Raw genomic sequence first — 24,231 nt, 5'->3', positions numbered from 1 at the left:
AATCGTTATTAATGAGATATTTTAGAAGTTTGAGGAGTTATGCTATTGCAAGAAGTTACTTTTCAAACAAAGATGCGTGAGCATAACTCCTCTGAACTCTTAATATTTCAATCCCATATTATAAAGGATGAAGCCGTAGATATCAGCCTGTTCTTCCAATTGCTTAGACAATGGCTTACCACTTCCATGTCCCGCCTTTGTGTCAATGCGAATGAGGGTCGGTGTGTTAGCAGCATTAACAGCTTGTAAAGTTGCTGCAAACTTAAATGAGTGAGCTGGTACAACGCGATCGTCGTGGTCGGCAGTTGTTACCAAAGTTGCTGGATACTTTGTGCCCGGACGGAGGTTGTGGAGTGGGGAGTAACCATGGAGATAGTCGAACATCTCCTTTGAGTCTTCACTTGTTCCATAGTCTGGAGCCCAGTTCCAACCAATCGTAAACTTATGATAACGCAACATATCCATTACACCTACCTGTGGAATACATACCTTAAAGAGGTCAGGACGCTGTGTCATACAAGCACCTACGAGCAAACCACCATTTGAACCGCCAACGATAGCGAGGTAATCCTTGCTTGTATATTTGTTTTCAATGAGCCATTCTCCTGCAGAGATAAAGTCGTCAAAAACGTTTTGCTTCTGCATCTTTGTACCTGCAATGTGCCATTCCTCACCATATTCGCTACCACCACGGAGGGAAGCTTGTGCATAGATTCCACCATTTTCAATGAAAGGAATGCGTACAGAAGAGAAGTAAGGAGTTAAAGGAACATTGAAACCACCATAACCATAGAGGAATACTGGGTTCTTACCATTGCGCTTTAAACCTTTCTTATAAGTAATAAAGAGTGGTATTTTGGTGCCATCCTTACTTGGATAGAAAACCTGTTCACAAACATAATCAGACTCCTTAAACTTAACCTTTGGTGCTGCATAAACCTTGCTATTGGCTGTGTTGAGGTCATATTGGTAGATGGTGGTTGGAACAGTAAAGGAAGAGAAGGAATAAAAGACTTCCTTGCGGTCTTTCTCACCATAAAAACCTGCACTTCCTAAGGTAGGAAGTTTAATCTCAGAAAGTTGCTTTCCATCCATAGAATAAACGTATGCGTGGCTGGAAGCGTCTTTCATATAGTTGAGAATCATTTTATCATCAACAAAGGTAACACCTTCAAGCATATCTTTTGACTCTGGTACAAGTGTTTTCCACTCACTGAAACCAGGGTGCTTGAGGTCTGTAACCATTAGTCGATTCTTTGGTGCACCATCATTGGTAAGGAAGTACATCTTGTCACCAATGGTCTCAACCAGACTATATTGCAAGTCAAGATTAGATGTCATCTGAATGAATTGGCTGTTAGGCTGGCGGAGGTCACGTACATAAACATTGTTACCAGAGCCTGCACCACTTTCATGGAGGAACATCATCGTTTCTTCTTCATTAACACTTACAGCATAGAAGCGCATTGGATTTGCTGGATTTTGATAGAAAAGAACGTCTTCAGACTGTGGAGTACCAATCTTATGATAATATATTTTCTGAATAGAATTCACATTACTGAATTCAAGTCCTTTCTGTGGAGCGTCGTAAGCACTGTAATAAAAACCGTCGCCTTGCCATGATGCACCAGAGAACTTTGCCCAAGTGATATGGTCGTCAAGAAGTTTTCCAGTCTTGACATCTATAATATAGAATTCCTGCCAGTCACTTCCGCTGCGTGAAATAGCGTAGGCTGCATACTTACCATTGTGAGAAAAGTAGATACCCTTCAATGCTACGGTTCCGTCTGTTGATAGTTGGTTAGGGTTAAGGAATACACGTGCGTTCTTCTCATCTCCAAGACTGTCCATTATATACAGTACACTCTGGTTCTGCAGACCATCATTCTTATAGAAAAGCCACTTACCTATGGACTTGATATAGGATGGAGCAGAAACTTTCTCATAGTTAGCCAACTCCTTCATTCTATTTAGAAGTTTGCCACGGAAAGGGATACGAGAGAGATACTCCTGTGTAACTTTGTTCTCGGCAGCTACCCATTCAGCAGTAGCTTTAGAACTATCATTCTCTAATGGGCGATAAGGGTCGGCCACTTGAACACCAAAATAGGTGTCGATGGTTCCATCCTTTGGAGCTTGTGGATACGTTAGCTTCTGTGCCATCATGCTTGTAGCAGACAATAATGCTGCGGTCAGTAATATTTGTTTCTTCATATAGTAAAGATTTGAATGAATGTTCGCTGTTAGCGATAGGGTGGGCTTATTAGTCTAATTAGGCTTATTGGACTAATTAGCCCAATATGCCTAATTAGCAATAGGAATTACTTTAAGCTTTCTTGATACCACTCGTAGAGTTTCTCAACACCATCTTCAATTTCCACTTTGTGTGTCCAGCCAAGGCTGTGCAACTTCTCAACATCAATGAGTTTACGTGGCGTACCATTTGGTTTCTCGGCATCCCAGATGATATCTCCCTCAAAGTGTACAGTCTTCTTAACAAGTTCTGCAAGTTCCTTGATGGTAAGCTCCTTGCCAGTACCAACATTGATATGGCAGTTACGAATCTCTCCCAATGATGGGATAGCACCACCACGGCCCTCAGAATTGTTACGGTCAACAGCTCCGTCAATCTTTGCACCGTAGAAAACACTTGAATATTTCTCAATACCAATGATATCTTTAAAGTCTACATTCAGTAGGACATGAACGCTGGCATCAGCCATATCCTCACTCCAAAGGAATTCGCGCAATGGATTACCATCACCCCATAGAGTCACCTTATTATCCTCAATGCCATAGAAAGCGAGTGCTTTCAGGATGCGCTCTTCTGTATTCTTACCGTCAACATTACCTTCACCAATCTCTGCACGCAGCTTATCAGTTGGGTTGATAGGGCGTTTATCCATATCATTACGGATAGCATCCCAGTCGTTCTCATGAATAAGTTTCGCCAGATAAATCTTGCGCATCATTGCTGGCATTACATGAGAGTTCTCCAAATGGAAGTTATCATTAGGACCATAGAGGTTTGTTGGCATGACAGCTATGTAATTAGTACCATACTGAAGGTTATAGCTTTCACACATCTTTAGACCTGCAATCTTTGCAATAGCATACTCTTCATTACTATACTCCAATGGAGAAGTTAGTAAATAATCCTCGCGCATAGGCTGTGGCGCATCTTTTGGATAGATACAAGTGCTACCAAGGAAGAGAAGTTTTTCCACTTTGTGAAGGTAGCTCTGCTCGATGACATTGCATTGCATCTTCATGTTCTGCATGATGAAGTCTGCACGATAGAGGTAGTTTGCCATAATACCTCCAACGAAAGCAGCTGCGAGAACGACTGCATCAGGTTTCTCTTCATCAAAGAAACGCTTTACTGCTTGCTGGTCTGTCAAGTCAAGCTCTTTATGGCTTCGTCCAACGAGATTTGTATATCCTCGTTGAAGGAGGTTATTCCATATTGCTGAGCCCACCAAACCGTTGTGTCCAGCAATGTATATTTTACTATTTTTATTCATTACGAGTTTGTTGAATAGATGATAAAAAGTAATAATAGCTGATAGTAAGCGATAATAAGGAATCGCCAACTATCAGCATAAGCGGTAATTACCCCTCTATTTAAGAAGGAGTGAAAGAAGAGTTTTTACTTAACGATACCCTTCTCCAAATACTCAGCAAGGTTTGTTCTAACCTTCTCAGCTGCACCTTCAGAAGCAACCTTAGCCATGTCGCTGTCTACCATAATGTTGACAAGCTCCTCAAAGCTGGTGCTGTTAGGATTCCAACCGAGCTTCGCCTTTGCCTTTGTTGGATCTCCCCAAAGGTTAACAACGTCGGTAGGACGATAGAAATCAGGACTAACCTCAATAAGAACCTTACCAGTAGCCTTATCAATACCCTTCTCATTCATGTCCTCACCTTGGAACTCGAGTTCAATACCAACACGCTTGAACGCATAGTAGCAGAAATCACGTACGCTGTGCTGAACACCCGTAGCAATAACGAAGTCCTCTGGCTTCTCCTGCTGGAGGATTAACCACATACACTCTACGTAATCCTTAGCATAGCCCCAGTCACGAAGAGAACCAAGATTACCTAAGTAAAGTTTCTCCTGCTTACCCTGCTTGATACGTGCAGCAGCAAGTGTAATTTTACGAGTAACGAATGTTTCGCCACGACGCTCACTCTCGTGGTTGAAGAGGATACCAGAACAGCAATACATATTGTAAGCCTCACGATACTCCTTTGTAATCCAGAAACCATACTGCTTAGCAACAGCGTATGGGCTGTAAGGGTGGAATGGAGTGTTCTCATTCTGTGGAACTTCCTCAACTTTACCATACAACTCTGATGTTGAAGCCTGATAGATACGGCATGTCTTTGTCATATCCAACTGACGAACAGCTTCCAAGATACGCAATACACCTACAGCATCAACATCTGCAGTAAACTCTGGTGAGTCGAAACTAACCTGTACGTGACTCTGTGCTGCAAGGTTGTAAATCTCATCTGGGCGCACCTTACTGATTACGCCGAGGATACTCATAGAGTCGCCAAGGTCAGCATAATGCAAGTGGAAGTGTGGACGTCCTTCCAAATGAGCAATACGCTCACGGAAATCTACTGATGAACGACGAATAGTGCCATGTACATCATAACCTTTTTCGAGTAACAACTCTGCCAAATAGGAACCATCTTGGCCTGTAATACCCGTGATAAGTGCTTTTTTCTGCATTGTATTTATTTTTGAGTTTGTAATTTTCTTAATGATAGCACAAAGATACAAATTAATATTAATAATTTGTCGATTTAAGGATAATAAACTGCAAAATTATATTTTATTTAATACTAATCATAGATTGGAATATAATGTTTATCATTTCATTAAGTATCAGTTTACTTGCTAATTTGTGCTTTGTAGTTTAGAAAAATAATTACAATTATCTTTAATATGTTTGTTTTAGAAGGGCGAAAAATATATTTTTATATGCTTTTGTAACCATCTTGTAGTGAGTTTGTTACGTAGGTGTTAAGAAAGAGGTGCTTGTTAAGGGTTTAAAAAGGCGTTTATTAGCATTCAAAAGAGCATCTTTTAGAAGGCTATTAAGCGTTAATTAAAGTCTTATTGAGCATCAAATAATAATGAGCGATTAAAAGAATGTTTACAAAATCGTATAATATGAGACTTGAATTATTGATTTATTCAAAAACTATATAAGAACACAGTTTTCTTTCTTTATTTCTAATTTGATACACCTCATTATATATATGAGATAAAAAAACTCAATTAAACTCAAGTTACGTATAGTTCCTAAAAATTGATTTGGCTTTGGGAAATAAAAAGAAAGCCCACTCAAAATAGAATGGGCTTTAAGTTTTGATAGTGGTTATTTAATTTATCCTACCATGTTCTTGAGGTCTTCCTCAACAGATGTGATACCACCAAGACCAAAGTTTTCTACCAATACGTTCAAAACGTTTGGTGAAACGAATGCTGGCAATGTAGGACCAATGTGTATATTCTTGATGCCAAGGTAGAGTAGGGCAAGCAAAACGATAACTGCCTTCTGCTCATACCATGCGATGTTGAACTCAATTGGGAGGTCGTTGATGTCATTTGCACCAAAAATCTCTTTCAACTTCAAGGCTACAACAGCCCATGAATAAGAGTCATTACACTGTCCAGCATCTAATACACGTGGGATACCATTGATGTCACCAAGGTTCAGTTTGTTATATTTAAACTTAGCGCAACCACTTGTCAAGATGACTGTATCCTTAGGTAACTGAGCAGCAAACTCTGTATAATAGTCACGACTCTTCATGCGACCGTCGCATCCGCTCATTACAACGAACTTACGGATAGCACCACTCTTAACAGCTTCAACAACCTGATCTGCTAAAGCAAATACCTGTGCGTGAGCAAATCCACCAATAATCTCACCCTGTTCGATAGCTGTTGGAGCCTCACAAGTTTTAGCGATTTCGATTACCTCAGAGAAGTCTTTATGACCATTCTCATCAGCAAGAATGTGCTTCCAACCTGGGAAACCTGTTGCGTTTGTTGTGAATACGCGGTCCTTATAGCTTGCCTTTGGTGAAGGAGGAACAATACAGTTGGTTGTGAAGACGATAGGACCATTAAATGTTTCAAACTCTTCCTTCTGCTTCCACCATGCATTACCATAGTTTCCTACAAGGTGCTTGTACTTCTTTAACTGTGGGTAATAGTGAGCTGGGAGCATCTCTCCGTGGGTGTAAACATCTACTCCTGTTCCTTCTGTCTGCTCCAAAAGCTGTTCGATATCCTTTAAATCGTGACCTGAGATAAGAATACCAGGACGGCTACCAGTACCAATATTTACCTTTGTGAGTTCAGGATTACCGTAAGCCTGTGTGTTAGCCTTGTCGAGTAATGCCATTGCATCAACACCGAACTTACCAGTTTCCATAACAGTAGCCAATAAGGTGTCCATGTCAGCTGCTGGGTTAGACACAATAGCAAGGGCCTTCTCGATGAATGCGATAATCTCCTCATTACGCTCGTTAAGGCGTGATGCATGCTCGTAGTAAGCAGCCATACCCTTCAAGCCGAGTACAGTCAACTCCTTCAATGAACGGAGATCTTCATTCTCTGTACGGAGAACACCCTCACGATCACCTTCTGCTTCGTAATCTGCTTTCTCACCACCCCAGTTTACTTCCTGATAGTTAGGCAATGCTACATTGTTTTCTTTTGCAAGTGCGAGCAACTCACGCTTGATGCGTACTCCGTTGTCCACCTTATTTAATATAGCCTGATCATCAAAGTTGGCATTGGTAATCGTTGCAAAAAGTGCGTCAACGATATAATCTCCAACCTCTTGATTTGTTTTAATACCTGCGTTGCGGAGTGCATCTGAAATTGTTGCTACACCTCTTGCTACACCAAGTAATAAATCCTGCCAACGACTTGTTTCAGCTTTTTTACCGCAAACACCTTGGATTGTACATCCTGTACCTTTTGCTGTTTCCTGGCATTGGAAACAGAACATTTTGTTCTCTGCCATGTTTTTGTTTTTTATATTATTTCGATAATGTTATTATGGGTGCAAAATTATATATAAAATAAAGATATAAGGGTAACATTTGTGACGGTTAAGGGTTAAAAAAGAATAAAATTAAATAAGTTAGGTTTGTGTTGTTCTGAACATAATCTATGTAAAGAAGAGCGTAAAAGATAAAAATCGGAAACGCTTTGTATAAAAAGATGTTAAGGTGGTATATGTAAATATTTTGTACCTTGATACGTTGGAGTGTAATAAAATCTTTGCGAAATTTAATAACTAATAGATATTAAAAAACTTGCTATAAACTTGACATTCTTAATTAAATATGTTATATTTGCAGTGTAATAACAGAATAGGTAACTAAAAATACACGGATTATGGCTAAGTACAATTTAACAGAAAAAAAGGAGAAGGTAGCCGCCTATCGTAGTCTGGTCAGTCCGCAATTAATGGATGAATTAAAGGAGAAAATCCTTAATATCATTCTTATTCAGCAACGTTACAAAGACAAAAATTATTCTGCCAAGCAACTTGCTGAGGACTTAGGAACGAATACGCGCTACATCTCGGCTGTGGTTAATGTGAGGTTCCACATGAACTACACGTCGTTTGTAAACAAATTCCGTATAGAGGAAGCAATGGCTCTTTTGGTTGACAAGCGTTATCAAGAACTGAATATGGAAGATATCAGTGATATGGTGGGCTTCTCCAATAGGCAGTCTTTCTATGCTTCTTTCTATAAGTTGAATGGTGTCACTCCACGTGACTACAGAATGCGTCACATGGCACAACCCTCTTCAGAAGAAGTGCGTTTAAAAAAACCACTTAAGAAATGAATTAAAACAATATGATAGAATCAATAGGAGAAGAGACTTTTAACTTTCAGGATGAACGGTTTGCCGATATACAAATGTTACGATATCGGCTTCCGGATTTCGAAGCACTGACAATTCGGCAAAAACAGTTGATTTACTGTTTGTCAGAAGCCACACTATTTGGGCGTGACATAACATTTGATCAGTTTGGCAAATACAACCTCTGTATTAGAAAGACATTAGAGGCGGTTTATTTGAACTATAATGGTGATCGATTAGAAAATAATTTCCGTGCTTTAGAAGAATATCTGAAGCACGTTTGGTTTGCCAGTGGTATTTATCATCATTATGCTTGTGATAAATTTTCTCCCAGTTTTTCTGAAGATTTTTTCCGCAATGCTGTTTTAGCTATTGATGCTAAATTGCTCCCTCTTAGAGAAGGAGAATCTGTTAATTCATTACTTAATGAAATCTGTCCAGTAATCTTTGATCCAACTATACTCCCTAAGCGAGTTGATAAGACGGATGGTAAAGATATTGTTCGCTCTTCAGCATGTAATTATTATGACGGAGTTTCTCAGCATGAAGTTGAAGAATTCTATGCTAAGTTAAAAAAAGAGGGGCCTGCAGTTGAAGCACCATCTTACGGATTAAACTCTACTCTTGTAAAAGAAGGCGATTTTATCCGTGAAGATGTATGGAAGATAGATGGCAAATATGGTGCTGCTATTGAAAAAATTGTGTATTGGCTGGAACGTGCAAAAGAATTTGTAGAAAACGATCAGCAACTTCATGTAATTAATCTCTTGATTCGCTATTACAAAACAGGTGATTTACATGATTTTGATATATATTCTATTGAGTGGTTACATGAGCAAGAAGGGCGTATAGACTTTATTAATGGTTTTATTGAAGTTTATGGTGACCCAATGGGATTGAAAGGTTCTTGGGAAGGCATTGTCGAATATAAAGATCTTGAAGCGACTCATCGTACACAGGCTATATCTGCTAATGCTCAATGGTTTGAAGATCATTCTCCTGTTAATCCTCAATTCCGTAAACCAGTTGTAAAAGGTGTAACAGCTAATGTTATTTGTGCGGCAATGTTAGGTGGAGACGAATATCCAGCTTCAGCTATTGGAATTAATTTACCAAATGCAGATTGGATTCGTGCAGAACATGGCTCAAAGAGTGTAACGATTTCCAATCTTACTCATGCATACGATATGGCTGCTAAGGGTAATGGATTTCGTGAAGAATTTGTCATTGATGCAGAAACTTGTAAGTTGTTGGATTTGTATGCGGATAAAACAGATAATCTTCATACAGACCTTCATGAATGTTTAGGGCATGGTAGTGGGCGATTATTGCCTGGTACAGACCCTGATGCACTGAAGAATTATGGTAATACGATAGAAGAGGCACGTGCTGACCTCTTTGGATTATATTATATAGCTGACCAGAAGCTTTTAGATTTTGGACTCTTAGATAGTACTGAGGCGTATAAAGCACAATATTATAGTTATATGATGAATGGTCTGCTCACACAGCAGGTTCGTATTAAGCCTGATAAACAGATAGAAGAGTCACACATGCAAAACCGCGCTCTTATAGCACAATGGGCAATGGAACTGGGTAAAGAGAATAATGTAGTAGAACTTGTTACTTCTGAAGACAATGCAACAAAGGAAACTAAAACATTTGTTCGTGTTAATGATTACGAAGCTTTACGTGATATCTTTGCTCTTCAACTTGCCGAGATTCAGCGTATTAAGAGTGAAGGTGACTTTGATGCTGCACGAATATTAGTAGAGAAGTATGCTATCAATCTTGACCCAGTACTTCATGCAGAAGTACTCCGTCGATATGAAGGTTTGAATATAGCACCTTACAAAGGCTTTATCAATCCTATTCTAAAGCCAGTTTATAATGAACTTGGCGAGATGATTGATGTTGTTGTTGATTACTCAGAGTCATACACAGAACAGATGTTGCGTTACTCTCGAGACTATCAAACTCTTTAATTGAATAGAGTGTGTTTATATTCTACAATTCGAATGCGATAATATAAAGCTATATCCGATTAAAGATAAATAAGTTAGAAAATAAAAGCAGGATACTAAGTGATATCCTGCTTTTATTATTTACTTATATTGTCCAATAAATATTGTCCATATAAAGTTCGTATTTTATTATATGTTATAATGAACCTCTCTTTTAGCTTTTAGTTGATGTGTTTATGTCCGTCACAAGTCGTGTTAATGCTCAACACAACTTGTGTTGTTGGTAAACACCAATGGTGCGAAGCACTAAATACATTTCAACTTACCACCAAAGTGAATTCAATTTTATGTTATAAAAAAGCTACACTGTCATAAGCAAACAATGCTTACTTGATAAAAAGATCTACTCTTTCAATGATAATGTTATATTATCTATTGCAAAGAAAATCCTCATGAAAGCGTATGCTAACTAACTTTTTACTGGACAATACTATTATTTATAATATGTTCTTTTTTACTTTCTCTACATAAGCATCAATAGCCGCAACCGCTGTGATATTCACGATGTCACGTACAGAACACTCGAAGTCGGTGAAATGAATTGGTTTGTTAAGACCCATCTGGATTGGGCCAATAACCTCAGCTTCTGGGCTCAAAGCCTGCAAAAGTTTATAACCACTGTTGGCAGAAGATAAGTCAGGGAAGATGAGTGTGTTAACATCTAATCCTTTCAAACGAGTGAATGGGAACTTCTCATCACGTAGTTCTTTATTTAATGCAAAGTTAACCTGCATCTCACCGTCAATCGCCATGTCAGGATACTCCTTTTGCAACTTTTCAACAGCAGTATGTACCTTTAATGGAGAACCTTCCTTATCAGAACCAAAGTTAGAGTAGGAGAGCATTGCGATAGCAGCCTTATCATTGAAGAAGCTAACAGAGTTAGCAGCTAACTTTGCAATGTCAGCTAATACTTCTGCATCAGGATGACGATTAATTAATGTATCTGCTATGTAGAAAACTCCCTTTTTAGTATTCAAAATGTGCATTGTACCAAAGTTTTTATACTCTGGGCGAATACCTATGACATCCTTTGCAACCTTAATAGTATTGCTATATTTAGTATACAAACCAGTGATAAACGCATCCGCATCACCATTTTCAACCATTGACATACCGAAATAGTTACGCTCATACATCTTGTCGTATGCCTCGTCGAAGGTGTAGCCTTCGCGTGCACGCTTCTCTGCTAAGTGTTTTGCGTAAGTTGCACGACGTCCCTGCTCCTTATCTGCGCGCATGTCAATAATCTCAATATCTGAGATATCAAGTTTCAAGCGATTAGCGACACGGTTCAAACGGTCTGGATTTCCTAATAGGATAGGAACACAGATACCTTCCTGTTTAGCCTGTACAGCAGCCTTCATCATTGTTTGGTGACCACCTTCAGCAAATACAATGCGCTGTGGATGTTGCGCTGCAGTAGCGTGGAGTGTGTGGGTCAGTTTTGTTTCCTGCCCTAACATCTGACGAAGATTCTGCTTATAAGCTTTGAAATCCTTGATAGGCGTACGTGCAACACCGCTATCCATAGCTGCCTTAGCAACAGCCGCACTAACTTCTGTGATCAGTCGTGGGTCAACTGGTTTTGGGATAAAGTACTTAGGCCCGAATGTAAGGTCATTTACATGATATACCTCATTTACAACGTCTGGAACAGTTTGCTTAGCCAAATCAGCAATAGCTAACACTGCAGCCATCTTCATTTCCTCATTGATAGCCTTAGCATGAACATCCAATGCACCGCGGAAAATGTACGGGAAACCGATTACGTTATTAATCTGGTTAGGATAGTCTGAACGGCCAGTTGACATGATTACGTCAGGACGTGCAGCAATAGCATCATCGTATGAAATCTCAGGAACAGGGTTAGCCAATGCAAAGACAATAGGATTCTCGTTCATAGAACGAATCATGTCCTGAGTCAGAATGTTACCCTTTGATAATCCAACAAATACGTCAGCCCCCTTAATTGCTTCCTCTAAGGTGTGAACATCACGACGATCAGTGGCAAAAAGAGCCTTTTGTGGTGTGAGGTTCTCAGAGTCAGAAGTAATAACACCCTTTGAATCAAGCATTACAATATTCTCTTTCTTCAATCCTAAAGCCATATACAGCTTTGTACATGAGATAGCTGCAGCACCTGCACCATTTACTACTAATTTAACATCAGCAATATTTTTACCTGCAACTTCCAGTGCATTCTTCAAACCAGCAGCAGAGATAATAGCTGTTCCATGCTGGTCATCATGCATAACAGGAATATCAAGAGTTCTCTTCAAACGCTCTTCAATAGCAAAGCATTCCGGAGCCTTGATGTCTTCAAGATTGATTCCACCAAAGGTTGGAGCAATCTTTTCAACAGCCTCGCAGAACTTGTCAGGGTCCTGTTCATCTACTTCTATATCGAAAACATCAATACCACCATATATCTTAAACAGCAAGCCCTTACCTTCCATAACAGGCTTACCGCTCATAGCACCGATGTTACCAAGTCCTAAAACGGCTGTACCATTACTGATAACAGCAACCAAATTTCCTTTGTCAGTGTATTTATATACATCGTCAGGATTCTGCTGAATTTCTAAGCATGGGTATGCCACGCCAGGCGAATATGCCAGACTAAGGTCTGTCTGTGTACTATAAGGTTTTGTAGGCGTTACTTCAATTTTGCCAGGACGGCCGTTGTTATGATATTCCAAAGCGGCTTCTTTTGTTACCTTGACCATATTTAATCTTTTTACGTGATTATATTACAAAAATGTATATTTGATTTACAAAGTTAGTAAAATCCACTCTAAAACAGATGCCATTATGAAAGTTTTTTGTAATTTTGTCGCAAAAATAAAGTTTAATGCATAATACAGCTACAGAAACCACTTATCGGCAAGAACTTAAAGAGAGAATTCTCATTACTGCCATAGAGCTTTTCCATAAGCGTGGAATAAGGTGTGTCAAGATGGATGATATTGCCAACGAGCTCAAGATTTCAAAGCGTACGCTCTACGAAATATATAGCAACAAAGAAGAACTGCTTTTCGAAGTTGTACGACATGACAAGCAGAGAGAGAAACGACGGATGGACGAGATTGTCAAGACGGGATTGAATGTAATTAATATTATCATTGAAATCTGTCGTTTTCGCATAGAGGAGTTTAGTCAAATTAACCCTCTTTTCTTTGAAGAATTTCATAGATATCCAGAGTTGCTCGCTTATGTACGTAGGCTACATGATGAAAGGGAAACCGATGCTCACGCTTTTATACAACGTGGTATTGATGAAGGTTTGTTCCTTCCTGATGTAAACTATGATATTGTTCGTACACTGACTGTTGCATCTCAGCAAGCAATTATGAATCAGTATCTTTATAAGAAATACGATGTGAAGGAGTTGGCACATGTTGGTATATTATTCTTTATTCGCGCTTATTGTACGCTGAAGGGTGTCAAGCTGTTGGATGAAGAACTAAACTCTCTTCACTTGTCTTAAAGTGGATAATTAATATACTATATGTTGTGCATTTGAATAAAATACATTTTGTAAAAGATAATTAATAGATGAAAGATAATACATATAAAACATTGCTGCTAACATTGTTAGTGGCATTGTTCCTTTTTCTACTTCACTTCCTTCCTACCTTTAAAATAGGAGATACAAAACTACGAGAGATTGATATTCTGAGTGACCTTGCACAAAAGAAGAAAGTACTCGAAGATGTAATACCTTCACCAAAGAAGCCTTCAGCTGTAGTTGCTTATGACAAAGAGGGAAAGGTTATTGATTTTAAGGAAGAGTGGCCAAAGGGAACAGAACGTATCGTAGATTATTCAGCTGGTAAACCTGGTGGTCTTGATCATTTCTATAGTCAACTTAATATGTTAGCTCAGAAGCAGGCGGTTGGTCGTCCTGTTCGTATTGCTTATTTCGGCGATTCGTTTATCGAGGGTGATATTCTGTTAGCTGATTTACGCGAAGATCTTCAAAAACATTATGGAGGTTATGGTGTTGGATGGATAGATGCAGGTAACGACCTTGACCAATATAAGCACACAGTAGATAAGAAGTTTACGGGACTTACCGAACACATGGTAAAAAAGCCAACAAGTTACGATGCAAATCAAGCTGGTATTGCGGAACGTTATTATACAATGAATGGACAAGCTACTATGTCGTATGCTCCTTTCTCTTTATCTCATGAATATCCGCTTACAGAGAAGTGGGCAAGTACATGGCTTTATCTTCGTTCAAAAGGTGGTGCTAACGTAACCTTTGAGATTGATGGAGGAAAGACATCAACACAGCGTGTAAACCCATCAGCAGAGGTGCAAGCAGTAAAGATGGATGGTGTTACTTCTCATGCAACTATTAAGGTGGATGGTTCTAACACAGTTCTCTTTGGTACATCACAAGAGAGTCACGAAGGAATTATTCTTGATAACTTCAGTATGCGTGGCTCTTCTGGTACAACATTAGCAAAACTTCCAGAGCAGATGTTGAAAGAGTTTGCTCGTGTTCGTCCGTATGATCTTATTGTATTTCAGTTTGGTGTCAATGCTGTAGACGCAGAGACAACGCCTGAGCGATTGAAGAAGTATATGGCTGACATGAAGCTTGTTGTAGACCTCTTCCACAAGTGTTTCCCTGAAACGAGCATTCTTATTGTTAGTAGTCCTGACCGTGGCTCAAAGACTTCACCTGATGGTACAATGAAGGGTGTCGAGATGTTAGTAGGCTATCAAGAGCAACTTGCAGCCGATTGTCATGTCGGTTTCTATAATCTTTTCCGTGCGATGGGCGGTCCTGGTACAATGATGCGTATCGTAGACGAACAGGGTATGGGTACTAAGGATTACGTACACATTAATTATAAAGGTGGTAAATATGTCAGCGAGCGCATCTTCAAGTCTATTGTAGCAGGACAGAAGAATTATGCAAGACGTGAGAAATTAGCTGAACAGTAAATATTTATTAGCACAATATAGAATCAGATGGAATTAAGTAATTTATTCAGCCAGTTCATGGCTATATTAAAAATCTTCCTACAGAATATTGAGTTGTATGTCTCAAGCCTTGACTTCACAAAGGTGGTTGACATCCTGCTCTATAATCCACGCGAACCGCTTCTTTTCTCATCAGGAGCATTCCTCTTTATCTTCTTGGTCTTCATGATAGGTTACTACTGTCTGCGAAATAAGGTAGATGGTAGACTTCTCTTTGTAACGCTTTTCTCTTATTATTTCTTCTATAAGAGTAGTAGCTTCTATTTCTTGTTGTTGCTTATCGTTACAATCAGTGACTTTTATATTGCACAACGTGTTGCTAAGGGAAAGCATCCTAAATTATGGTTAGCTTTGACACTGTTGATAGACCTTGGATTGTTGGCTTACTTTAAGTACACCAACTTCTTTGCAGGAATGGTAACACAGATGATTGGTGGAAACTTCCAACCTTGGGATATCTTCTTACCAGTAGGAATTAGCTTCTATACCTTTAAGACAATTTCATACGTTGTAGATATTTACAGAAAGAAGGCTGAACCAATGGAGTCACTTCTTGACTACGCTTTCTATGTCAGCTTCTTCCCAACACTTCTCGCTGGTCCGATTACGCGTGCAACAGACTTCGGTCCACAGATTCGCAAGCCGTTACATATCAGCCGTGAAATGTTTGCGCAGGGAGTATTCTTTATTATCATTGGTCTCTTTAAGAAAGCTGTTATCTCTGATTATATCTCACAAAACTTTGTAGATCGTATCTTTGACAACCCAACGCTCTTCTCTGGTGGCGAGGTTCTTCTTGGTCTTTATGGCTACTGTATTCAGATTTACTGCGACTTCTCTGGTTATTCTGATATGGCAATCGGTATTGCTTTACTTCTTGGATTTAAGATTCCTATGAACTTTAATGCACCACTTACAGCCGATTCCATGACTGATTTCTGGCGTCGTTGGCATATTTCGCTTTCAACTTGGATTCGTGATTATGTCTATATCTCGCTTGGTGGAAACAAGAAGGGAACACTTCGTATGTATTTTAATCAGATGGTTGCTATGACAGCTTGCGGTCTTTGGCATGGAGCTTCGTTGAACTTTATTGTTTGGGGTGTCTTGCATGGTGCATTGGTTTGTGTACATAAGTTCTGGTCACAGACAGTTATGAAGCACGACCGTCGTTATCATCCATCTGGTCTTCGTCGGTTTATTTCAGTATTTATCACTTTCCACGTACTCTGTTTTACATGGCTTTTCTTCCGTTGTAAGGACTTTGATGCTGTATGGGTTATGGTAAAGCAAATGTTTACGAAGTTCAATCCTTCCGTACTTCCTGATGTCTTCATAGGGTATAAGTATGTATTCCTTTTGATGATATTTGCTCTTCTGACACATTGGATTCCAGACTCATGGCAGAATCGTTGTGTACGTGTCTTGGAAAAGGGTGGCGTATTACTTTCTGCAATAGCAATTACTATTGTTATCTTTATTATCATGCAGGTAAAGAGCTCTGATATACAGCCATTTATTTACTTCCAGTTCTAATTGGCTCTTTGTTTAAATGACAGCGCATATTGTTAAACTATACATTAGATAAACAGTATGCGTTGTTTTGCTTTTTTCTAAACTGATGGCTAATTATAGCAAGTTTTGTTGTGAAAAAAAAACTTACAAGTATGTGAGTAGTTTAGCCCCCAAAATGCACAAATATAGCTGAAAAGTATGACTTTGTAACTATTTGGTTATCAGTAGATTGCGATTTTGTATTTGAAAAGGTGCTTAGTTAGCCTTCAAAAGGGCGTTAATTGAAAGGCAAAAGGGCATCTTTTGAACGTCAATTAAGCGTTAATTCAAATGTATTTAAGCCTTGTTTAAAAATGAGTATATGATTTTTTATTACAATACGAAGTCTGCTAACTTTATGAGATGATGTAGAGAAGTTACAAAAGTAAACTTGTTGTTTTAGATGAATGTCATTTGTGTAATTGTTATAAATAGATGAAATCGTTGCTGATTTCGCTTTTTTTTATTAAGTTTGCATAATAAGTTCTATACTCTTATGAAATAGGGAATAATAATGAAGATAGATTTTAAAAGCATAAAATACTTCTTTACCGTTGGTATGTTCTTGACAAAAGAGCAACGATCGAAACGTAGAGAATTTTTTATTAGACAGATTCAAAAACTCTACCTTACCGTAAAATTCTTTTTTGAACGCGACCATGCCGCTGCTACTACACAGCTTTCATTTTCAACTATTATGGCAATTGTGCCTATAGCGTCTATGATTTTTGCTATTGCCAATGGCTTTGGCTTTGGTCAGTTCCTTGAAAGTCAGTTTCGTGAGATGCTCTCGGCTCAACCTGAGGCTGCCACTTGGTTGCTTACGCTTACACAGTCTTATCTTGTTCATGCCAAAACAGGACTCTTTATTGGAATTGGACTTGTGATAATGCTTTATAGTGTTTTCTCTCTGATCAGAACAGTAGAGTCTGCTTTTGATAATATATGGCAGGTTAAGGACAGTCGTCCTCTTAGTAGGGTAGTCATAGACTATACAGCCTTGATGTTTCTTGTTCCTATTAGTATTATTATACTTTCGGGACTGAGTATCTATTTCTATAGCTTTGTAAAGAATCTAAATGGTTTACGTTTTCTCGGTACAATTGCGAGTTTCTCATTTCGCTTTTTTGTGCCATGGGCTATTCTTACTCTTATGTTTATTGTGCTTTATGTTTTTATGCCCAGTGCTAAGGTTAAGATTACAAAAACAATTGGGCCTGCGATGATAGCCAGCATGGCTATGCTTTGCCTACAAGCTGTCTATATTCATGGTCAGATTTTCCTTACAAGCTATAATGCCATTTATGGTTCATTTGCTGCACTTCCACTGTTTATGCTATGGATTCTTGCATCATGGTATATTTGTTTGTTCTGCGCTGAACTCAGCTATATTAATCAGAATTTAGAGTACTATGAATGCCAGATAGATACGGAAGATATATCACATAATGATATTATGGTGTTGTGTGCGACGGTGTTGAGTCATATTTGTCAACGCTTTGCCAACGATGAAAAACCTCACACAGCGTTACAAATAAAGGCTGCAACACATATTCCAGTACGTGTAATGGCTGATATTCTTCATAAATTAAAAGAGGTAAATCTTATTTCAGAGAACTATTCGCCTACTACAGATGAAGTTACTTATACACCTACACACGACACAAATAACATAACAATGGGTGAGATGATTGCTCGTTTGGAATCTGAGCCTGCATCGAAGTTCGCTCTATTAGGTTTTTCACCTCATAAAGCGTGGAATCATGCTACATATAATAAGCTGGAACATATCCGTGAGGCTTATCTTAACGAGTTAAAATCTATCAATATTAAGGATTTGAAAAAACATCTGAAAGATTAAAATAGTATTTTTATCAGTGTCTAATAGTATTTTTTTTGAATGAGTAAAAGTTATATTACAGTTGTCAAATAATTATTCTCATTGTTTAATTGCTTTGGTACTCAACTTTAATCGAATGTAAGACAATAATAAAAGAGCCAGCTCTACATTGCAGAACTGGCTCTTTTATTATACTAATAATTTTTGTTTTCGATTGATGTATATGATTTTATTGTTAGAAATCTTTAGCGATCTGTTGCGTAAAACAATTAATTATATCAATGTTTCGATACTTAGTCATGTTTTTAAGAACAAAATAGTTTAGATTTATTCATAAAATAAAGTCAACGTACTTTAAAAATAAAAGTCCCAGACTATTGGTCTGGGACTGAAAGATTACTTGTCTCACGACAACTAATCTTCTAACCTTAATAATCTAATACCATGAAAAACACGATGCAAAGATATCCAAATATTGTTATATTTCCAAATATATAATGTTAAATAAGATAAATATTAAGATTTTGTCTTCTAACTTTTGAAATATCTCTACAAATGTTTTGTTACTGGTCTATTTTATACTGTTTAGCAAATCAAGTTTGCCATCATTTACCAACTTAACGATAAGCTCACCAAATAATGTGTTCTGCCATGCAAACCACTCACGTGTAAATTTATTTGCATCGTCCTTATAGAAACTCTCATGAATAAAGCCGGTTCCTGCATCAGTATTCATTAACATTTCAATACACTGACGTATTTCTTGATCATCTTTTGAGGTAAAAGCACGCATCATAATTGACATAGGCCATATCATGTCGTTGCCAATATGTGGTCCACCAATACCTTCACCAGCTTTACCACGATGGAAATATGGATTATCTTCACTCCATACATAGCGGCGAGTGTTCTGATAGATAGGGTCATCTACGCTTACATCACCAAGATATGGCATTGCTAACAGACTTGGCACATTTGCGTCATCCATCAGGAAGTAGCTGCCAAAGCCATCTACTTCGTAAGCATATATCTTACCATATTTAGGATGTTCGTATACAGCATATTTTTGCAAAGCATTGCTGACTTCGTTAGCAAGGTCGCTACATTGAGTTGCAAGTGTTGTATTATTATTCACTTTGGTCAATATCTCTGCTGCTTTGCGTAGAGATGATACTGCCATAAAGTTGGATGGTACGAGGAATTGTAACGTTGTTGCATCATCAGAAGGGCGGAAGGCAGAAGCAATCAAGCCTACTGGCTTTACAGGTGCGCCCCATCCTGCATTGCTCATTGTGTCAAATGCACGATCTGTAACGCGAAGGAACTTATAGGTTCCTCTGCCATCTTTCTTCTGTTGCTCGCGGAATGTCTTGAGAATGTTCTCAACAGCTTTAATCCATTCTGAGCCAAAGACGCTTGTATCACCAGTTATCTTCCAATATTCAAAAGCGAGACGGATTGGATAACAGAGTGAGTCAATCTCAAACTTACGTTCGTGTAGCTCTGGTTTCATGTCAGTTTCATCGGTCATCCAACGTCCATTTGGGTCTGGATAATGATTAAATGCATTAGCGTATGGATCGATATTGATACATTTGAACTGACGATTGATAACACCAGCCAGCATCTTCTTCAGTTTCTTATCCTTTCCTGCTAACTGTACGTATGGCCACACCTGTGCACCAGAATCACGAAGCCACATAGCAGGAATGTCACCTGTATAAACATAAGTATCAGGTGTTCCATCTGATTCTTCGCCATAGTGTACAGTAGTGTCAAGTGTATTTGGGAAGCAATTCTCAAACATCCATGCCAGACGTCTGTTCGTTAACTTCTTTATAATGTTCTGTATTTCTTTTTCTACTGCTTCTGAGCGGAAAAGTCTTTCAGTTTCTTTAGGTCGTTTTGAAGTGAATGTCACTGCATCTGCTGGGCAGGTGAGTTGGTTTGTTGGTACCTTATTTATATTATCAGCATTGACAGGTTGCGCTTGTAATGCCATCAATGCAACGAATGTTGATGTAATATAGGTAATCTTTCTCATACGTTATGATTTAGTTTTATTGATACATATTGAGGCTATCAATGATTTGATAAACTTCTTCATCAGTCATGGTTGGATTGCAAGGGAGGGAGAGTTCTTGTTGATGAATAAACTCTGTGATAGGATAATGTTGCTCATTCCATTCTTTATAAGCCTGTTGCTGATGTGGTGGAATGGGATAGTGTATCATTGTTTCAATACCATTATCTTTGAGATATTGTTGTAAACGATCACGAGATGAACAGAGAATAGGGAATATATGATATACATTGTCTCTGTCATTATCCTTTATCAATGTTATTTGTGGGTTGTTAATGCCCTTTAAGTATGCTTTGGCAATCTGCTTTCTGCGCTGGTTTTCTTCATCAAGATAGGGGAGTTTTACATTCAAAACTGCCGCATGGATTTCATCCATGCGGCTATTCTTTCCCTTAAAAGTAAACTCATACTTACGTGCAGAGCCGTAGTTGGTAAGGCTTCGAATAGTATGTGCCAGCAATTCGTCATTGGTTGTCACTGCTCCTGCATCACCTAATGCACCGAGGTTCTTTCCTGGATAAAAGCTGTGAGCAGCTGCATTTCCAAGGCTTCCTGTACGTTTGTTGCCAAAGTAGCAGCCGTGCGCTTGTGCATTATCTTCAAGTAGTAAGAGGTTATGACGTTTGCAAATGTCACCAATGAAAGCTGTATAAGCACATCTCCCATAAAGGTGCACAAGCATAATAGCACGTGTGCGAGGAGTGATAGCTTGTTCTATCTGTTGCTCATCTATCTCAAAAGTGTTGATATCTGGTTCTACAAGTATAGGAGTAAGATGGTTCTCAGTGATGGATAGGATTGTTGCTATGTATGTGTTAGCAGGAACAATGACTTCATCCCCTTCTTTGAGTAGTCCTAACTCAATATATGCACGAAGGATAAGACACAGCGCGTCAAGACCGTTTCCACAGGTCACACAGTATTTTGTGCCAATATATTGTGCATAATTCTTTTCAAATAATGTTATATGCTCTCCCTGCAGATACCATCCTGAACGTAGTACCTGATTAACAGCAGCAGTAAGCTCTGGTTCGTGTAATGCTGTTATTTTTTGTAATGAGAGATAATTTATCATGTTTATTCTTTTATGAAGTGCAGTGCTTATGGTCGGAAGCCTTGTATTACTCTATAACTGACTTTGTTTCCCATGTATAACAGTCGTAGCAAACGCCACGTCCTCCAAAGCCTTCTTTTTGAAAAATAAGTGGTGCGTTAAGAACCTTTCCTTGTTCTTCTGTACTCTTGCCAAAGTCAAAGTAGCCTTTATGATCAGCATAGACAACATTGATAATGTAATCAAAGAGGAAATCAAGTGCCCCCAATTCTTTACCTTCTTTGGATGCTGAGATATACTGTGTGTGAATAACTTGCGACATCTCGTAAACAACTGTCCCTCCAATAGCAATACCTTTATTATTATATGCCATGAATAATCGAATGGACTTAGGGAAATGGTTGCGGAGTAGTTCTAACTCCTCAAGAGAGTGCACGGGATGCGTATCATACTTATTGGTAAGGTTATCATTTAGGATATTCCAAAAAGTAGCATAGTCTTTACTCTCACAAACAGTCACTCCTGCACGTGTTGCCTTTCTAATTCCACTTCGACGGCTCTCTGTGAACTTCATACGTAAAGCAAATGGAATAGTACTTGATATGTCACGAGCCACCAGTTGGGCATGACACACATTGATAAGAGCATAGAGGTCTTCTTCAGCTGGATAACAATGATATATCCATGGAGTTGGTTTATATATAACTCTTTGTATTTCTGAGTTATAAAGATGTTTGTTAATCCTTATAAAAACCTCACAAATCTCAACTGTGGTAGCCTGCTTCTTAGTTATAAGTCCACCATAAGTCAATCCTTGATGAGAGTAAAGTGTATCGTTTAAACGATTAGCAGGAAAGAGTGCATAGAGCAGACCTTTACGATAAATCATCAACGAAGCGTCTTGAAACCTATCTGTATGATAATCCATATAGGAACGGTTGAAGAGAAACGTTCCTTGTCGAGAATTCTCTATAAACTCGTTCCACTCTCGTGTTTGCTCTTGCGTATATTGCTTTACTTCAAACATTATATGTTAGGATTGAATAACAGAAGATATTCAGAACTTACTTCTTGTTTCCTTTTATATTAAATTTATGGATAGACTTTTATTCCTTCTTAGAACGCTGATAGTTAAGAAACTCTTTGTATTCACGGATATAATCCTCCTCTTCAAAAGGGTCTTCTGCCAAAACAAGGCACACTGCACCCGATGAAAAATCATCGAGTGTGCGCCATATATCTGTTTCAACTAAGAGTCCTTGATAAGGATGATTCAAGAGAAAAGATTGTTTGTCAAGTCCATTATCGAGTGTAACAGTGAACGAACCACTCACAGCGATGATGAACTCTCGGCAATGCTTATGGGCATGACCACCACGGCAAGCACCTGATGGTACATCGTATGTCCAATAAACACGAGAAATATTGAAAGGAATATCCTTCATTCCCTCTGCAATAGAGAGGTTGCCACGTGGGTCAACCATCTTTTGTAGGGAGATAATCTTTCCTATTGAAGCCTTAGTTTCTTTCATTCTTACATCCTCTTGACATTTCTGCCTTTTACTTCTTCATGTACGGGTCTGTACCTAATACAGTTGCTGCAACACGCTTAGTCTTATCACGAAGTGCATCCATATCAGTACCAACTTCTCCATAACAGAGTGCTACACCCATGCGTCGACCAACGTGAGCAACTGGTTTTCCGAAGATACGTAAGCGTGTTCGGTCTTCGTTGCAAGCATCTAATAAGTTGTATGATAATGGCTTATCTGTCTCAATAGGAGAAAGAATTACAGCAGAACAACCAGCATGCTCAAGGTGGATAGCAGGGATTGGGAGTCCCATTACAGCACGGAAATGAAGTTCAAACTCGCTGAAGTTCGTAGTATGTGCCAATGTAACCATACCAGTATCATGTGGGCGAGGAGATAATTCAGAGAAGATAACTTCTCCGGTCTTTGTCAAGAAGAATTCAACTCCCCAAATACCATATCCAGTAAGTGCACGAGTTACTTCGTTAGCGATGTGCTCTGCCTGACGTAATGATTCTTCTGATATAGCGTATGGCTGCCAGCTTTCACGGTAATCGCCACCTTTTTGTATGTGACCGATAGGTGGGCAGAAGAGGGTAGGGCCATTCTTCTGTGTCACGGTAAGCAGAGTAAATTCACTCTCAAACTCAATAAATTCTTCAATAATAACCTCCTTCACATCGCCACGTGCACCTTCAATAGCATTCTTAAATGCTTCTTTAAGTTCTTTGTCATTATGAACATAACTCTGACCGTGTCCACTTGAACTCATCAAAGGCTTTACAACACATGGGAAACCAATCTCGTCAGCTGCAGCCTTGAATTCTTCGTATGTTTTAGCATAGAAATATTTGGCTGTTCTTAATCCTAAGTCGCGTGCTGCAAGGTCTCGAATTGCACGACGATTCATGGTGAAGTTTACAGCACGTGCAGATGGAGCAACTTGTATTCCTCGCTCTTCATAATCGAACAATCGTTCTGTTCTTATGGCTTCAATTTCTGGAATAATAAGGTCAGGTCTGTGAGTTGCTACAACAGCATCAAGTGCATCACCATCAAGCATATCTATTACTTCAGACTCATCAGCAACCTGCATGGCTGGTGCATTTTCATAACTATCACAAGCAATGACATACTGTCCAGCGCGTTTAGCTGCAATAACGAACTCTTTGCCCAGTTCGCCTGAGCCTAATAATAAGATTTTTTTCATTTAAAGATGTGTTGTCTATGTTTT

Annotated in this window: 16 protein-coding genes; 6 read left to right on the top strand and 10 right to left on the bottom strand. The window is 38.8% G+C overall.

The genetic code is table 11. The annotated features are described in order from the left end of the window. Positions 1-99: 99 nt before the first annotated feature. The 4 genes from PMEL_RS11825 to hcp all read right to left on the bottom strand — a co-directional run bounded on the left by PMEL_RS11825 (position 100) and on the right by hcp (position 7,055). Entirely contained in the window at positions 100-2,214 is a 2,115-nt protein-coding gene (locus PMEL_RS11825) for a prolyl oligopeptidase family serine peptidase (RefSeq protein WP_120175455.1), read from the bottom strand. 107 nt (positions 2,215-2,321) lie between these two features. Continuing rightward, a complete protein-coding gene (locus PMEL_RS11820; RefSeq protein ID WP_120175454.1) occupies positions 2,322-3,524 on the bottom strand; it encodes a GDP-L-fucose synthase family protein in 1,203 nt (400 codons plus the stop codon). 125 nt (positions 3,525-3,649) lie between these two features. Beyond that, positions 3,650-4,741: a GDP-mannose 4,6-dehydratase gene (gene gmd / locus PMEL_RS11815; protein WP_120175453.1), complete on the bottom strand. Its 1,092-nt coding sequence runs from the start codon at positions 4,739-4,741 to the stop codon at positions 3,650-3,652. Positions 4,742-5,402: 661 nt separating this feature from the next. Then, positions 5,403-7,055, bottom strand: a complete 1,653-nt coding sequence (gene hcp / locus PMEL_RS11810) for a hydroxylamine reductase (RefSeq protein ID WP_120175452.1) — start codon at positions 7,053-7,055, stop codon at positions 5,403-5,405. A 377-nt stretch (positions 7,056-7,432) separates the two neighbouring features. Here hcp and PMEL_RS11805 point away from each other — a divergent pair, with 377 nt between their 5' ends. Both PMEL_RS11805 and PMEL_RS11800 read left to right on the top strand, forming a co-directional pair. Continuing rightward, positions 7,433-7,891 carry a helix-turn-helix domain-containing protein gene (locus PMEL_RS11805; protein WP_025838609.1) on the top strand — a complete coding sequence of 153 codons (459 nt, stop codon included), beginning with the start codon at positions 7,433-7,435 and terminating at the stop codon, positions 7,889-7,891. 11 nt (positions 7,892-7,902) lie between these two features. Then, positions 7,903-9,894: a dipeptidyl-peptidase 3 family protein gene (locus tag PMEL_RS11800; RefSeq protein ID WP_120175451.1), complete on the top strand. Its 1,992-nt coding sequence runs from the start codon at positions 7,903-7,905 to the stop codon at positions 9,892-9,894. Between the two features lie 476 nt (positions 9,895-10,370). Here the strand turns inward: PMEL_RS11800 and PMEL_RS11795 are convergent, their stop codons facing one another. Beyond that, positions 10,371-12,662, bottom strand: a complete 2,292-nt coding sequence (locus tag PMEL_RS11795; protein ID WP_120175450.1) for an NADP-dependent malic enzyme — start codon at positions 12,660-12,662, stop codon at positions 10,371-10,373. Between the two features lie 125 nt (positions 12,663-12,787). Here PMEL_RS11795 and PMEL_RS11790 point away from each other — a divergent pair, with 125 nt between their 5' ends. The 4 genes from PMEL_RS11790 (at position 12,788) to PMEL_RS11775 (ending at position 18,349) form a co-directional block, all read left to right on the top strand. Next, positions 12,788-13,423 (top strand): TetR/AcrR family transcriptional regulator, encoded by a 636-nt coding sequence (locus tag PMEL_RS11790; protein ID WP_120175449.1) that lies wholly within the window; start codon positions 12,788-12,790, stop codon positions 13,421-13,423. Between the two features lie 68 nt (positions 13,424-13,491). After that, positions 13,492-14,895 carry a hypothetical protein gene (locus tag PMEL_RS11785; RefSeq protein WP_120175448.1) on the top strand — a complete coding sequence of 468 codons (1,404 nt, stop codon included), beginning with the start codon at positions 13,492-13,494 and terminating at the stop codon, positions 14,893-14,895. Positions 14,896-14,952: 57 nt separating this feature from the next. Beyond that, positions 14,953-16,470, top strand: a complete 1,518-nt coding sequence (locus PMEL_RS11780; RefSeq protein ID WP_120175563.1) for an MBOAT family O-acyltransferase — start codon at positions 14,953-14,955, stop codon at positions 16,468-16,470. Between the two features lie 532 nt (positions 16,471-17,002). Then, on the top strand, positions 17,003-18,349 hold the full coding sequence (locus tag PMEL_RS11775) for a YihY/virulence factor BrkB family protein (protein ID WP_120175447.1): 1,347 nt from the start codon (positions 17,003-17,005) through the stop codon (positions 18,347-18,349). Between the two features lie 550 nt (positions 18,350-18,899). Here PMEL_RS11775 and PMEL_RS11770 read toward each other — a convergent pair. From PMEL_RS11770 to purT, 5 genes are all read right to left on the bottom strand, one after another. Beyond that, positions 18,900-20,372: a glycoside hydrolase family 125 protein gene (locus PMEL_RS11770; protein WP_120175446.1), complete on the bottom strand. Its 1,473-nt coding sequence runs from the start codon at positions 20,370-20,372 to the stop codon at positions 18,900-18,902. Positions 20,373-20,388: 16 nt separating this feature from the next. After that, positions 20,389-21,486: a DegT/DnrJ/EryC1/StrS family aminotransferase gene (locus PMEL_RS11765; RefSeq protein ID WP_120175445.1), complete on the bottom strand. Its 1,098-nt coding sequence runs from the start codon at positions 21,484-21,486 to the stop codon at positions 20,389-20,391. Between the two features lie 46 nt (positions 21,487-21,532). Then, a complete protein-coding gene (locus PMEL_RS11760; protein ID WP_120175444.1) occupies positions 21,533-22,492 on the bottom strand; it encodes a GNAT family N-acetyltransferase in 960 nt (319 codons plus the stop codon). Between the two features lie 79 nt (positions 22,493-22,571). Further along, on the bottom strand, positions 22,572-22,997 hold the full coding sequence (locus PMEL_RS11755) for a sugar 3,4-ketoisomerase (protein WP_120175443.1): 426 nt from the start codon (positions 22,995-22,997) through the stop codon (positions 22,572-22,574). Positions 22,998-23,025: 28 nt separating this feature from the next. After that, positions 23,026-24,207, bottom strand: coding sequence for a formate-dependent phosphoribosylglycinamide formyltransferase (purT, locus tag PMEL_RS11750; protein WP_120175442.1), 1,182 nt, complete (start codon positions 24,205-24,207; stop codon positions 23,026-23,028). Positions 24,208-24,231: the final 24 nt, after the last annotated feature.

The organism is Prevotella melaninogenica (assembly GCF_003609775.1).
GTDB lineage: Bacteria > Bacteroidota > Bacteroidia > Bacteroidales > Bacteroidaceae > Prevotella > Prevotella melaninogenica_A.
This window is presented reverse-complemented; position numbering and strand designations above follow the sequence as displayed.